This is a genomic window from Paenibacillus xylanilyticus (assembly GCF_047246825.1).
Classification (GTDB): domain Bacteria; phylum Bacillota; class Bacilli; order Paenibacillales; family Paenibacillaceae; genus Paenibacillus; species Paenibacillus xylanilyticus_B.
This window is the reverse complement of record NZ_JBFOLB010000002.1, coordinates 211,584-224,909: the sequence shown is the minus strand read 5'-3', so window position 1 is coordinate 224,909 and position 13,326 is coordinate 211,584. Positions and strand designations below refer to the sequence as shown.

Annotated in this window: 14 protein-coding genes; 10 read left to right on the top strand and 4 right to left on the bottom strand. The window is 46.6% G+C overall.

Annotation, left to right across the window (positions count from 1 at the left end):
- Positions 1–2 precede the first annotated feature (2 nt).
- From AB3N00_RS15780 to AB3N00_RS15765, 4 genes are all read left to right on the top strand, one after another.
- A complete protein-coding gene (locus AB3N00_RS15780) occupies positions 3–1,982 on the top strand; it encodes a helix-turn-helix domain-containing protein (RefSeq protein WP_413035458.1) in 1,980 nt (659 codons plus the stop codon).
- A gap of 155 nt (positions 1,983–2,137) precedes the next feature.
- Positions 2,138–3,172 (top strand): NAD(P)/FAD-dependent oxidoreductase, encoded by a 1,035-nt coding sequence (locus AB3N00_RS15775; protein WP_413035457.1) that lies wholly within the window; start codon positions 2,138–2,140, stop codon positions 3,170–3,172.
- Between the two features lie 212 nt (positions 3,173–3,384).
- Positions 3,385–4,029, top strand: coding sequence for a hypothetical protein (locus AB3N00_RS15770; RefSeq protein ID WP_413035456.1), 645 nt, complete (start codon positions 3,385–3,387; stop codon positions 4,027–4,029).
- Positions 4,030–4,562: 533 nt separating this feature from the next.
- Positions 4,563–5,039, top strand: coding sequence for a hypothetical protein (locus tag AB3N00_RS15765; RefSeq protein ID WP_017687614.1), 477 nt, complete (start codon positions 4,563–4,565; stop codon positions 5,037–5,039).
- A 170-nt stretch (positions 5,040–5,209) separates the two neighbouring features.
- Here AB3N00_RS15765 and AB3N00_RS15760 read toward each other — a convergent pair whose 3' ends face one another.
- On the bottom strand, positions 5,210–5,803 hold the full coding sequence (locus AB3N00_RS15760) for a thymidine kinase (protein WP_413035455.1): 594 nt from the start codon (positions 5,801–5,803) through the stop codon (positions 5,210–5,212).
- Positions 5,804–5,981: 178 nt separating this feature from the next.
- On the opposite strand from AB3N00_RS15760, the gene AB3N00_RS15755 reads away from it, so the two are divergent.
- Positions 5,982–6,194: a hypothetical protein gene (locus tag AB3N00_RS15755; RefSeq protein WP_413035454.1), complete on the top strand. Its 213-nt coding sequence runs from the start codon at positions 5,982–5,984 to the stop codon at positions 6,192–6,194.
- A gap of 8 nt (positions 6,195–6,202) precedes the next feature.
- On the opposite strand, the gene AB3N00_RS15750 is transcribed toward AB3N00_RS15755, so the two are convergent.
- Positions 6,203–6,550: a potassium channel family protein gene (locus AB3N00_RS15750; RefSeq protein ID WP_413035453.1), complete on the bottom strand. Its 348-nt coding sequence runs from the start codon at positions 6,548–6,550 to the stop codon at positions 6,203–6,205.
- 155 nt (positions 6,551–6,705) lie between these two features.
- Positions 6,706–7,023: a DUF2627 domain-containing protein gene (locus AB3N00_RS15745; RefSeq protein WP_413035452.1), complete on the bottom strand. Its 318-nt coding sequence runs from the start codon at positions 7,021–7,023 to the stop codon at positions 6,706–6,708.
- A 232-nt stretch (positions 7,024–7,255) separates the two neighbouring features.
- Between AB3N00_RS15745 and lpdA the strand changes: the two genes are divergently transcribed.
- From lpdA to lipB, 5 genes are all read left to right on the top strand, one after another.
- Positions 7,256–8,680 carry a dihydrolipoyl dehydrogenase gene (lpdA, locus tag AB3N00_RS15740; RefSeq protein ID WP_413035451.1) on the top strand — a complete coding sequence of 475 codons (1,425 nt, stop codon included), beginning with the start codon at positions 7,256–7,258 and terminating at the stop codon, positions 8,678–8,680.
- A gap of 140 nt (positions 8,681–8,820) precedes the next feature.
- On the top strand, positions 8,821–9,849 hold the full coding sequence (locus AB3N00_RS15735) for a thiamine pyrophosphate-dependent dehydrogenase E1 component subunit alpha (RefSeq protein WP_413035450.1): 1,029 nt from the start codon (positions 8,821–8,823) through the stop codon (positions 9,847–9,849).
- A gap of 2 nt (positions 9,850–9,851) precedes the next feature.
- Positions 9,852–10,838, top strand: a complete 987-nt coding sequence (locus AB3N00_RS15730) for an alpha-ketoacid dehydrogenase subunit beta (RefSeq protein ID WP_175395573.1) — start codon at positions 9,852–9,854, stop codon at positions 10,836–10,838.
- A 75-nt stretch (positions 10,839–10,913) separates the two neighbouring features.
- Positions 10,914–12,317, top strand: a complete 1,404-nt coding sequence (locus AB3N00_RS15725; RefSeq protein WP_413035449.1) for a dihydrolipoamide acetyltransferase family protein — start codon at positions 10,914–10,916, stop codon at positions 12,315–12,317.
- Between the two features lie 117 nt (positions 12,318–12,434).
- Positions 12,435–13,142, top strand: coding sequence for a lipoyl(octanoyl) transferase LipB (gene lipB / locus AB3N00_RS15720; protein WP_413035448.1), 708 nt, complete (start codon positions 12,435–12,437; stop codon positions 13,140–13,142).
- 25 nt (positions 13,143–13,167) lie between these two features.
- Here lipB and prli42 read toward each other — a convergent pair whose 3' ends face one another.
- Positions 13,168–13,269, bottom strand: a complete 102-nt coding sequence (prli42, locus tag AB3N00_RS15715; protein WP_095290480.1) for a stressosome-associated protein Prli42 — start codon at positions 13,267–13,269, stop codon at positions 13,168–13,170.
- Positions 13,270–13,326: the final 57 nt, after the last annotated feature.

Below are 13,326 nucleotides of genomic sequence, written 5' to 3'. Positions count from 1 at the left end.
TGATGCAATCAAATGAACAGATACAACTTTGGAATCAGGCTGCGGTCAAAATATTGGACGTTCGCCGGGTTGTTCTGGAGGCAGGGGAGCGAATTCAAGCCTATTATCTACCGGCCAACAGCTTTATGTATGTTTTACAGGGGAGCGCTTTCGTTGAAATGGATGGACAAAAGCATGAAGCAAAGCGTTTTCATTTGCAGCATGGAAGTAAGGGGTCAAGACTCGATATTGAAGCTAGAGATGAATTCGAATATGTTTTGTTATTTTACCGAGCATTTCTTGCCTTTCCGAAACCCCGTAACATATGGCGACTGGAACAAACTTCACTTGCACCGTTTGCTCTTCAATATACGTTTATACCGGACAGTCCACTTGTATTGCTGCGTTATATACATGAAATGGAGAAGGCTTGGATTCAAGCAAACCATATGGACCAGCTTCAAGTGAAAAGCCTGTTTTATCAATTTGTCCATGAACTCATGTTTCAACTGGCAGAGCAAGAAATTCGTACAGCTCGTCCAGACCCTGTGAAACAGGTACTTCGTTACATACATGCTCATTATAGGGAGCACATGACCCTGGATATTCTTGCAGAACAGTTCAATTTCAGCTCCCGTCATTTATCAATGCAATTTAAACAAAAGACAGGCTCCAGCCCGATTGACTATTTAATTCAAATCAGGCTGGCCGAGGCCCGAAAGTTGCTCATACAATCTGATGCAACCTTGGGAGAAATTGCTGCGGAAGTCGGTTATTCAGATGTCTACTACTTCAGTCGCATATTTAAAAAACATACGGGTTTGTCCCCGACTCATTATCAAAAAGAGATACGAGGACAGGGATCGGCAGAGGATCGTCCATTAAAAGTCTCTGAATTGTCCATTGGCGGAAGATCGAAGCGGAGATATATTGATTATGAGAATCATTATCAATATATAGACGGAGGGTCTACATCAATGAAAAAAAGAAAAGTTAGCTCCAACATGATATTTATTGCTTTGTTAAGCCTGACCATGCTGTTATCCGCATGTGGCGCAGGGTCAGGAACAACGCCAGCTACCAGCGAAGGCATGGGTATCCGTTCTAATACCAGCAGTACGTCGGTATCTTCATCCTCGGAAGCAGGCAGCCAATCGAACCAAGACAATGAAACGCGAACGATTTCTACTGTAAAAGGAGATGTCGTTGTCCCGACAAATCCCAAACGAGTTGTTGTGCTCTATCTTCAGGGAGATGTTGTTGCTCTCGGTATTAAACCGATCGGCACCTCGGAAGTATTTGATGGAGCAGCATACAAAAATGAGCTTGAAGGTGTAAATTCACTGGGAAGCTGGTTTGAACCAAATGCGGAGGCTGTCATTGATCTGGACCCTGATCTGATTATTGTTCCTTCGGAAGCAACGTATACGCTATTAAAAGATATTGCACCCACTGTTTACATTCCCTACGAAAAAATGACTACTGAAGAAAGACTTCGGAATATCGCAGATATTTTCGGCAAAGAGCAGGAAGCTGAGAAGTTAATTACCGAGCTGAACAGTAAAGTTGAAATAGGCAAGCAAAAACTTGCTGATGCAGGCATACTGGACAAAACGGTTTCCATCGTTGAAGGTGGTCTGAAAGAAATGTCCGTTGCGGAAAGCAAGCAATATGGCCGAGGTTCTCAGGTGATTTATGAGTACTTGGGCATGAAAGCACCAGATATGGTTCAGCAAAAAATGGATACGGTAACCGAAGCTGCAGGCTCAACGGTATCCATGGAAGTTCTTCCCGAGTATTTAGGGGACTATGTGTTCCGTTCTGTGTATGAAGGAGCAGACAATCTGTCGGATAATCCGGTATGGAGCAGCGTACCCGCGGTAAAAGAAGGACGTTTAATCGAAATTGACTTTGATTTCTTCTATTATTCGGATGTATACTCCATCAATAAACAGCTTGATTTTGTTGTGGAACATTTATTAAATACAGTTAATGCCAAATAGTTTTTTTTGGATTGATCGTTGTTTTGTACAAAAATTGTTTTGTTTTTATCCATTGTAATTTGATAAGATTCCCATTAAACTAAGAATTAAGTGATAATGAGAATCGGTATCAAATACTCGATGTTCTGGATCGAATTAACGGAGGTAACTTTAAAATGGACCAGCAGTTGGAACTATATGATGTAACCATTATCGGCGGAGGCCCTGCCGGGATGTACTCAGCCTTTTATAGCGGTATGCGGGATATGAAAACCAAGTTGATTGAAGCCCGTGACAGACTGGGCGGTCGCATGCTCTTTTATCCGGAGAAAATGATCTGGGACGTTGGTGGGGTGACGCCGATCTTGTGCGAAAATCTGATCAAACAGTTGGAAGAGCAGGCGAGAACTTTTGAACCTACGATTATCTTTGAACAGCAGATTGAAGGCTTCGAACGTCAACCTGACGGTACGATTATTCTGACTTCTGCTACAGGTGAGAAACATTGGACACGAACAGTGATTATGGCCATTGGTTACGGAATATACAAGATGGCTAAGTTGGAACTTGAAGGAGCTGACCGTTACGAGGTAACGAATTTGCACTACACGGTTCAGGAATTGGAGCCTTTCCGAGGCAAACGTGTGCTTATCTCTGGTGGAGGCGATTCAGCAGTAGACTGGGCCAACGAGCTTGAAGCTCTCGCAGAACAAGTCACGGTTGTCCATCGACGTGATCGTTTCGGCGGACTGGAACGCAATGTCATCCGCATGAGAGAGTCCTCTGTGGATGTTCGAACGCCTTATGCGGTGGATACGTTACACAGTGTTAGTGGTGAGGTTATTGAGCATGTGACGATTTCCCATGTGGAAACAGGTGAAAGTGAAATGCTTGAGGTCGATGCGATTATCGTCAACCATGGCATGAAGAGTGACTTTGGCCCGATTCGTGATTGGGGATTGGATCTTGGAGAATGGCATGTGACCACAACAGAGAAGCTGCAAACGAATATTCCTGGTGTATTCGCTGCAGGGGACTTTGTGGACTATGGCAGCAAGCTGTATCTCATTGCAGGGACATTTACGGATGCTGCCCTTGCGGTGAACAGTGCAAAACTGTACATGGATCCTGAGGCGGATAAAGTAGCCTATGTATCTTCGCATAACAGCCGATTCAAAGAGAAAAATAAAGCCCTCGGTGTTGTAGAATAGTAAAAATTTTCACTCAATTTTAAAGAAAGTTCAGCAGCTTCTGGCGCGTACAGAAGCTGCTTTTTTATTTTTCCTTGTGTATGAACTTTGTGTAAATGTGCAACATAAGATTGGGAAGAAATTGACATGAGCAATCAACTGTCTATAATAGAGCCTGTAAAATGGAAAAATCAATATTTATTAAACAGATCAGAGTGGGAGCATGATGAGATATGAAAAAAGCGATTCAGCGTGCATCTGCATCGACCGCGCGATGGGTCAAGCGTTTCAAGATAAAACGTATCAAATACGCAGCAATCTATCTTGCTGTGGCTGGTGCTTTGCATCGATTGCTGGTTGAAGGCCGCCGGGAGCGATCCGCAGCCAAACGTTTGCAACAGGATCTTCCTGTTACAGAGCTTGGTCAGATGGACCTGAAGCCTGGAGATATCGTCTATACACCAAGCTCGGAGTCAACCTACTATGCAGGACATATGGGGATTATCGGGCTCGACGGCAAAGTGTATCATGTGCATCCTTATGGACCTGTATTTGCCGATTCATTGGAGTGGTATCTTACCCGTTTCTACGAAGGGGACCGCTTCATTGTATTTCGTTCCCGTTTGAATCAAGCTGGACAACGGGCGGCTGAATGGGTGCAGGAACACTACAAGCAAGTGAAGTTTTATCGTTTGCAAACCAATCTGCGAAGCATTGAACGAAACTATTGCTCCAAATTTGTATATCAGGCTTATCAATTCACCTCCGGGCTGGATCTGTGGAGTCGCAGGTTTAGCAGGTTTAATCAGGGATACATCTATCCGTTTCGAATTGAGCGCTCACCCGCGCTTGAAGTGCTGGGTACTTTCTATAAATGAAAATTATCACCGACATCATCACTATTCTTCGTAAGAAGAGTAGCTTTGTCGGTTTTTTTAATATGTACAATGATTAAAGACAGGAAAAAGGATCAAAACGTCGAATAGATGTATGAGATAGGCGTGCACAACTGGGATGTGTATACATAATTTTTACAAAGTCAGTTTTAGACTCAGAGAGAGAATGAGAATGGCTCAAAATAGGTTATAGAGAGAGTTGAGAGTAAGATGAAATGGCTGAGCTTCTTGCGCGGTTACAAACGGAAACAAAACGTAGTGAAGCTATCAGACTACACGCCTAAAAAGGAAAGGAGGCACTACTGCTCCCTTTGCAAGAAACAGGTAAAATCCGTCGTGCATTATGCGGCTCCGCAGGGAAATGTTGCAGGTGTATGCAGTTCTTGTAAGCTTCTGGCGGATGAACGAGGAATGTTCCCCATTTAATAGGAAGAATTGCGCTCAGGAAATAACATTGCTTTGATTTATGCGCGTTTTTGTAGTACATTAGCAAATGTATTCGAAGGAGGATTCTAATGTACTCAGGTAGACAAGACGATACTTTATACATCATGACCTACACCTTAAATAGCGGTATCAAGGGTACGGTTCCACTGTCTAATAAGCAGATTATTGAGTGGCTGGATTGCTACAGAAATGAGAAGCGCTTCGTGACCGAGATTGGGAAAGAGTTCTTTGGATTGAATGCAGGCCTCGTGGCAGACTTCAAAGTTCAAAATCATTTATCCGATTATCAACAGACCATCATGCCCACACAGCAGCAGGATAATCTGGAACGCTTGTCCAGTGCATATAAATCAACCGAGCTATTGATGAAAATTGATTGCAAATGCGGCACGGCATATGTAACGGAATCTCCATATAAGCGGACCAAATGGTATTGCACGAAGTGTAAAGAGATTGTATTTCTGGATGCAAAAAAAGGAATGGTAGAAACGTCACGCGGTGACGCTTACTACATGACCAACAAATATTTTGTTTCCCGAGACTAGTGGGGAGACTACGAATTAGAGCATCGCTAATAAGCGGTGCTTTTTTGTTATAAATTGAAACAACGAATAGATCGTGGGGAAACGTAAAGCAAAAAAAGCCCTTCAGGGCTTTTTTAGATTACGCAGGATTCTGCCTCACAGCGCCTGCCAAATGTATAATGAAAGCTGAATCAGCATTCTACTTTGTGAGGAGGTATGAAACAGCAGCGGCAGCGTGGCTCATAGGCTTCTGAATCGCCGATCATGACAACAGGGCCAAGGGTAACGGGCTCTCCGTTCACAATACGCTGGGTAAAGGCCGCATCCGGGCTTCCGCAAACCGCACAAAACGCGGAGAGCTTCTCGATGTCATCTGCCATGGCGAGCAGACCGCCAACATATCCGAATTCCTTGCCTCGGTAATCCATATTCAGTCCATCCACAATTACGTGTTTACCACAGTAGGCAAGCTCGGAGACCAGATCCATAATGGCACTGCTGAAAAATTGAACCTCATCAAAGGCAACTACATCAGCATCTTTGGTCTGAGCAAGAATCATGTCCACGGATTCCGGAGTCAACTGCCGGGGAATGGAATGGGCGGGAAGTCGATATCCAATTCGGCTGACAATCTCGTCCTGGGCAAACCGATCATCTTCGGCTGGTTTGTAAGCAACGACCTTTTTACGGCCAAATTGAATCAATTTCTGACAACGGCGAATGAGTTCACCGGATTTTTCACTGAACATGGGTCCAGTAATTACGGTAATACGTCCTGTTTGCACGGTGCTGCTACTCCTCTCACATACGGTTTCAACAAAAAAAGCGACCATTACAGAGTACCACAAAAACTTCGGTCAGAGCTAGAACTAATCCAAGCTGCTTTGTGTTACTATATGGATTATTACGCTGTCGGTAACGGCAGTTGTTAAGCAGTAGTATTTGAAAAGAGGTGTTTTACGAGTGAGTGAAGTGATAAATGAATTGCAGCAGCGATATGAGAAGTTAAAAGGACAGGCTGTACTTGATGAGGATGCGGAGGCGTTGATTGCCGATCTGTTTGGTGAAGTAGAGCGACTGCAGGCCAGTAATCTAACTTTGCGCAAAACGATTTTGAAGTCTTCTTCCAAAGAATCTCGCATGTCAACGAAGCTGAGGGATGCATTATACGAATAACCCGGACACTACTCCGGGTTCTCTTCTGTCTGCAATTTGCGAGGAAATAGAATACCTGCTGTAATTCTGGCAATCATGGCAAAGGTAAGGCCAATGCCTGCGAACATGTAGATCACGGTAAATGCTTTACCGAATCCGGTAGAAGGCACAAATTCAGGATGACCTACGGTGGTCAGGGTAACGGCACAAAAGTAGAGTGCATCAATCCAGTGCAGTCCTTCAACACGGGTATAAAATAATGTTCCGGAGAGCAGCGTTGCTGCAGTTAAGGTAAACAGTGCGAGAAACTTGGGGTCCTTGAACGCGTGAAAAATGCCTTTGAGCAATCTTTGGAGCGTAATGAGAAACGATACCATGATGAACCATCCTGTCTGTTTTAATGTCAGAGTTTCGCATAATTTGTTTTTAGCAACGTACTGTATTATGCAGAAAATATCAACATAATAAATAAGCATTATACTTGATCCTGCATGAATGATAAAGGTTAGGGGAAACGGCAAAAAGCCCGGACTCAGGAAGGCTTGCCGGGTGTATCTGCCTGTTCGGTTGCACTTTTGGAACGGAAACGTGGACCCACATAATTGCGTTTACGGTCCCGGAAGAGAATCCAGCCGCCGAGGAAGCTCATGCCTGCTGCAAACAGGAGAAGTCCGCCTCCAAAGGAAAGCCACTGAAAGCCGGGAGAAATCTGCTCGTTCCCGTGCTCGGCATAAAATAAGAAAAGGGCGTCTTTCATCATCAAAAACCCCTTCATGGCCATTAAACCGGGAATAACCAGTACCATAATCGCCAAAAACCGTGCAAAGACCAGTCTAGTATTCATCACCATTGAACCCCTTCTGCCAAATATCGACGTAAAATAAAGGTTGCGCTTACAGGTCATGCCTGATTCCATCATAGCTTGCTTTCTGTGCGCTGTCCATGTGTCATTGGACAAACTTTGAGTTGACTGTCCAAGGGGAGTACAATGGAATATAGAATTGTTATGCAAAAGAGAAATCATTTTGATCATCATCGTTCCATTCATAACGAAATCATATTGATAGAGGAGAACATAAAAGATGCCAATTACATGTGATGTTGCCATTCTCGGAGGAGGGACCGGGGGTTACGTTGCCGCAATTCGTGCTGCCCAGTTGGGTAAGCAGGTCGTCATTATCGAGAAGGACAAGCTTGGAGGAACCTGTCTGCATCGCGGTTGTATCCCCAGCAAGGCGCTGCTGAGAAGTGCAGAGGTTTACGCTGAGATTCAAGAGAGCGAAACCTACGGAATCGAGACGGCTGGCGCAACGCTGGTATTCCCCAAAGTGCAGGCACGCAAGGATGCCATTGTGGAGCAGCTGCATCAGGGTGTTCAATATTTGATGAAAAAAAATAAGATTCAGGTCGTACATGCCAAAGGCCGTGTAATCGGACCATCCATTTTCTCACCTCAGAGCGGAGCAGTAGCTGTAGAGTTTGAAGATGGCGAGATGGATACGGTGGTGCCAACCAATCTCATCATTGCTACCGGGTCACGTCCGCGTGTACTGCCTGGCCTCGAGCCCGATGGCCGCTACATTATGAGCAGTGACGAGGCTCTGCGAATGGATGAACTGCCTTCATCACTCATCATTGTGGGTGGGGGCGTGATTGGATTGGAATGGGCATCCATGCTGAATGACTTCGGTGTTGAAGTAACAGTTGTCGAAGCCGCCGATCATGTATTACCTGCAGAAGATGAAGACGTGGCGCGGGAAATGCAGCGTTTGCTGGGAAAACGTGGAGTCCGCTTCCTGACGAAGGCTAAGATCATGCCAGAGTCATATCAAGCAGGAGATGAAGGTATTCGGATTGATGTTCAAATCAGTAATGATCAGCAGGAGACGCTCAGTGCGGACAAGATGCTGGTATCGGTTGGCCGGCAGGCGAATGTCGAAAACATTGGACTGGAAAACACGGATATCAAACTGGATCGTGGCTTCATCGCGGTTAATAAATATTTGCAGACTGGTGAAGGACACATTTATGCCATTGGAGATTGTATTGGTGGATTGCAGCTAGCACATGCTGCGAGTCATGAAGGCATTCTGGCCGTCAATCATCTGGCAGGTGAGACCGTTCATGCAGTCGAATCCCATCGAATTCCGCGTTGTGTATACACACGTCCCGAAGCAGCGAGTATCGGATATACGGAGCGTGAAGCGAAAGAGCGCGGCCACGAAATCAAGACTGGCAAGTTTCCGTTTCAGGCGATTGGTAAATCGTTGGTTCATGGAAACCGGGACGGTTTTGTGAAGGTAATCGCAGATGCCAAGACGAATGATATATTGGGTGTACATATGATTGGTACCCATGTGACGGAATTGATTGCAGAGGCTTCTCTGGCACAAATGCTGGATGCTACGCCTTGGGAAGTGGGGCAGACGATCCATCCTCACCCTTCCTTGTCCGAAATTATGGGTGAAGCGATGCTGGCTGTAGATGGAAAGGCCATTGGAATGTAGGTCTGGACAGGCTGATGAGAAAGGTCCTTTCCTTTTTTGGGCAAAAGGGATTATAATAAGGTTAAGCCAAGTCTTAGTACCAGGTTATAAGATCGGGTTGTAAGACGGGCATAGGCTCTGATTAAAAGGAGGTACCTCATATGAGTTCACAAGGTACTGCAGATGCGGTCCACCGGCATGAACAGCTGGGACTAAGCGATGGAGAAGTATTGGACATGTACAAATACATGCTGCTTGCGCGCAAGTTCGATGAACGTTGCTTGCTCTTGCAGCGGGCCGGCAAAATTAACTTCCACGTATCCGGTGTAGGACAGGAAGCGGCACAAGTGGGTGCTGCGTTTGGACTGGACCGGGATCACGATTATTATTTACCTTATTACCGCGATTACGGCTTCGTATTGGCTGTAGGCATGACGCCTCGTGAGCTAATGCTCTCCGCCTTCGCCAAGGCGGAAGATCCGAATAGCGGCGGCCGGCAAATGCCGGGACACTTTGGGCACAAAAAACTGCGGATTGTTACGGGTTCCAGCCCGGTTACAACTCAAGTTCCACACGCTGTCGGTTTTGCACTGGCGGCCAAAATGAAGAAAAAGGAATTTGTTTCATTTGTCACGTTTGGCGAAGGTTCGAGCAACCAGGGGGATTTCCACGAAGGCGCCAATTTCGCAGGAGTACACAAGCTGCCTGTCATTATTATGTGTGAGAACAACCAGTATGCCATCTCGGTTCCGGTCCATAAGCAGCTTAGCGGTAAAATATCGGATCGTGCATTAGGCTACGGCTTCCCCGGACTTCGAGTTGACGGCAATGATGCACTTGAAGTGTATGCTGCTGTCAAGGAGGCACGCCGCCGTGCAATTGCCGGTGAAGGCCCTACCCTGATTGAAGCGATGATGTACCGTTTGTCTCCTCACTCCACTTCTGACAATGATCTGGCTTACCGGACCAAGGAAGAGGTTGACGAGAACTGGAAGAAGGACGGCGTTCTTCGCATGAAAAATTACTTGATCGATTGCGGCATCTGGGACGAAGCCCGGGATGCGGATCTGGCTTCCCAGCTTGCGCTGGAAATGAAAGAAGCGACTGAATATGCAGACAACGCGCCATATCCGAAACCTGAGGACACTCTGACGCACGTTTATGCGGACAGCGAAGAAGGGGGACGGTAATCATGGCGGTTATGGAATATATTGATGCGATCCGTCTAGCGATGAAAGAAGAGATGGAGAGAGACGAGAATGTCTTTGTACTGGGGGAAGACGTCGGTGTAAAAGGCGGCGTGTTTACCACAACCAAAGGTTTGCAAGAGCAATTCGGCGAGATGCGTGTGATGGATACACCTTTGTCCGAATCGGCCATTGCCGGGGTAGCTATTGGGGCAGCCATGTATGGCATGAAGCCGATTGCGGAGATGCAGTATTCAGACTTTATGCTGCCGGCAACGAACCAGATTATCAGTGAAGCGGCCAAAATCCGTTATCGTTCCAACAATGACTGGAGTTGTCCGATTGTCATCCGTGCGCCAATTGGCGGAGGCATTTTCGGAGGATTGTACCATTCGCAATGTCCGGAATCCATTTTCTTCGGTACACCTGGGCTGAAAATCATTGCACCATATTCGGCATACGATGCCAAGGGACTGCTTAAGGCAGCCGTTCGTGATCCGGATCCGGTACTCTTCTTCGAGAACAAAAAGTGCTACAAGCTGATTAAGGAGGATGTACCCGAGGACGATTACATCGTTCCGATTGGCAAAGCAAACGTGCTTCGTGAAGGTGCGGATATTACGGTGATCGGTTACAGCCAGCCGCTGCATTTTGTCATGCAGGCTGCGGAGGAACTGGAGCGCGAAGAGGGCATTACTTCCCACGTCCTGGATCTGCGCACACTGCAGCCGCTTGACCGAGAAGCAATTATTGCTTCCGCGCGTCAGACAGGCAAGGTACTCATCGTTCATGAAGACAACAAAACAGGTGGTGTCGGCGCCGAAGTTGCGGCTATTATCAGTGAGGAATGCCTGTTCGACCTGGATGCGCCAATCCAGCGTCTCTGCGGACCGGACGTACCTGCAATGCCAATCAGCCCAACGCTGGAGAAATTCTACATGCTGAGCAAGGATAAAGCGAAGGAAGCCATGCGCGCACTTGCAGAGTATTAATTCAGTTTGGTGCCATTAAGTTTCGACAACCTATTCGAAAAAAGGTTAAATGCAAAGTTTGGAGTGATATAACAAATGGCTGAACGTATGAAATGGATCGAGGTCATTATGCCGCAGTTGGCAGAATCGCTGGTCTCGGCTACCATTGGTAAATGGTTAAAAAAACCGGGCGACCGGGTTGAACAATACGAGCCGATCTGTGAAGTGATCACCGATAAAGTCAATGCAGAAATTCCGTCGACCGTTGATGGAATCATGGGTGACCTTCTGGTGGAAGAAGGTACGACCATTGCTGTTGGCGAAGCCATCTGCCGCATGCAGGTAGCTGCTGCCAATGATGAACAAGTGGAAGAGCAAGTGACGCAAGTCTCTGAGCAGAACAGTGTACAGCAAGGAGCGGTGACTCCTGTAGGCCATGACCCCAATCAGCCTATGCGTAATCGGTACTCTCCTGCAGTACAGTCACTTGCAGCAGAGCACGGTCTGAACTTGCAGAGCATTCAAGGCACAGGAGCAGGCGGACGCATCACACGCAAGGATGTACTGGCTGTTATCGCTCAAGGAGGCCATACGGGTTCGCCGTCTGCACAGTCTTCCTCTGCAGCTGCGGCATCCGCTTCACCGTTTAATGGACTGAACAAAAGTGGTGGAGAAACGGGAATGTCCGCAAGAGAAGCTGTTTCTGCAGCGGATGCAGGCGTTCCCGTGAGACATTCAGGGATTCATCTGACCGAATCTCCGAAAATCCCGCAGATTGAAGTGGAAGGTGGCGGGCAGGGAAGATCGGAATATTTTATCGATGTTACCCCTGTGCGTAATGCGATCGCCCGGAATATGCGTCAAAGTGTATCGGAAATTCCTCATGCATGGACCATGATCGAAGTGGATGTAACCAATCTCGTGATGCTGCGCAACAAGCTCAAGGATGAGTTCAAGCGTAAGGAAGGCATTAATCTGACTTATCTCTCCTTCATGATGAAGGGTGTCGTTAATGCCATTAAGGATTACCCGATCATGAACTCGGTTTGGGCTGTCGACAAAATTATCGTTAAACGGGATATTAACCTGTCTATGGCGGTAGGTACAGAGGACTCTGTTTTGACGCCAGTTATCAAGCATGCCGATCAGCGCAATATCGCAGGTTTGGCCCGTGAAATAGAGGACCTGGCTCGCAAAACCCGTGAAGGTACGCTGAAGCTGGATCATATGCAGGGTGGAACGTTTACGGTCAATAATACCGGATCGTTTGGTTCGATCCTGTCGCAACCGATTATCAACTATCCTCAGGCGGCAATCCTTACATTTGAATCCATCGTCAAGAAGCCTGTAGTCATTAACGATATGATTGCTGTTCGTTCGATGGCCAATCTGTGCCTGTCTCTGGATCATCGTATTCTGGATGGAGTCATCTGTGGCCGGTTCCTTCAGCGTGTCAAGGAAAATCTTGAAGGATACAATATGGAAACCAAGGTGTATTAATGAAATAGGTGCCTCAAGGGAAAGTGTATGTGCCGATGGCCGTGCACTTTTCCCGCTGTCTGCGGTTAAACGCTCGGATAATATATGGACAATGAAGCAGAAGGGTGTGGGGAAATCATGAACAAGCCGCTGGATGTTACATACATACCGATGCTTGATTATGAACAAGCTTGGAACCGCCAAAAAGCAATTGTACAGCAACTGGACGAAGGTGAGGGTGTGGAGCAGATGCTTCTGCTGCAGCATCCACCGACGTACACGATCGGATCACAAAACCATCCTGAGCATCTGCTTCTCAGCCAGGACGAACTGGATGCAAAGGGCATCACTTTGTTTCAAATTGACCGTGGCGGTGATATTACTTATCATGGTCCAGGCCAGCTTGTTGGTTATCCGCTGCTGGTTCTCGGTCGCGATGAGGCGCTCGATCTACACGGATATTTGCGCAGACTGGAACAGGTAATCATTGATTATCTGGCAGATGAGGGGATTGAAGCAGGCAGGAAAGAAGCTTACACCGGTGTGTGGGTTGGCGATATGAAAATCGCCGCGATCGGGGTGAAGTTCAACCGCTGTAAACATCGGCGGGGCTTCGTCACGAGTCATGGATTTGCTTTTAACATTACCTCAGGCATTCAGCATGAAGGCTTTCAGGGGATTGTTCCTTGTGGTATCGAGCAGTATGGTGTGACCTCTCTGGAGGACATCACTGGTAGAACCTACACCGTAGAGCAAGTTGCACAGCAAATTGTTCCGTACTTCGGCCGTATTTTTCCATATGAGATCACCTGGATAACGGAAAAAGAAGCCATTGCCCGTCTCTAGATCAGACAGTCAAAGGCTTCAAATTCTATCCAAACAGTAGAGGTTCAAGCGCAATGAAAAGGGTGGACCCGATCATGGCGATCAGCATCAGATAGATCACGATTTTGAACCATTTCTTTTTTTGCATGAAGAGAGAACTCCTTTCAACAAATGAAAAGTAAACAAGCATATTAATTGTATTGTA

What these genes read in the sequence shown, in the direction of transcription:
- AB3N00_RS15775 (WP_413035457.1), top strand. Translation starts at nt 2,138, where the DNA reads ATGGACCAGCAGTTGGAACTATATGATGTAACCATTATCGGCGGAGGC.
- AB3N00_RS15745 (WP_413035452.1), bottom strand. Translation starts at nt 7,023, where the DNA reads ATGGTGATGAATACTAGACTGGTCTTTGCACGGTTTTTGGCGATTATG.
- AB3N00_RS15725 (WP_413035449.1), top strand. Translation starts at nt 10,914, where the DNA reads ATGGCTGAACGTATGAAATGGATCGAGGTCATTATGCCGCAGTTGGCA.
- AB3N00_RS15770 (WP_413035456.1), top strand. Translation starts at nt 3,385, where the DNA reads ATGAAAAAAGCGATTCAGCGTGCATCTGCATCGACCGCGCGATGGGTC.
- lipB (WP_413035448.1), top strand. Translation starts at nt 12,435, where the DNA reads ATGAACAAGCCGCTGGATGTTACATACATACCGATGCTTGATTATGAA.
- AB3N00_RS15765 (WP_017687614.1), top strand. Translation starts at nt 4,563, where the DNA reads ATGTACTCAGGTAGACAAGACGATACTTTATACATCATGACCTACACC.
- AB3N00_RS15780 (WP_413035458.1), top strand. Translation starts at nt 3, where the DNA reads ATGCAATCAAATGAACAGATACAACTTTGGAATCAGGCTGCGGTCAAA.
- AB3N00_RS15750 (WP_413035453.1), bottom strand. Translation starts at nt 6,550, where the DNA reads ATGGTATCGTTTCTCATTACGCTCCAAAGATTGCTCAAAGGCATTTTT.
- lpdA (WP_413035451.1), top strand. Translation starts at nt 7,256, where the DNA reads ATGCCAATTACATGTGATGTTGCCATTCTCGGAGGAGGGACCGGGGGT.
- AB3N00_RS15730 (WP_175395573.1), top strand. Translation starts at nt 9,852, where the DNA reads ATGGCGGTTATGGAATATATTGATGCGATCCGTCTAGCGATGAAAGAA.
- AB3N00_RS15735 (WP_413035450.1), top strand. Translation starts at nt 8,821, where the DNA reads ATGAGTTCACAAGGTACTGCAGATGCGGTCCACCGGCATGAACAGCTG.
- prli42 (WP_095290480.1), bottom strand. Translation starts at nt 13,269, where the DNA reads ATGCAAAAAAAGAAATGGTTCAAAATCGTGATCTATCTGATGCTGATC.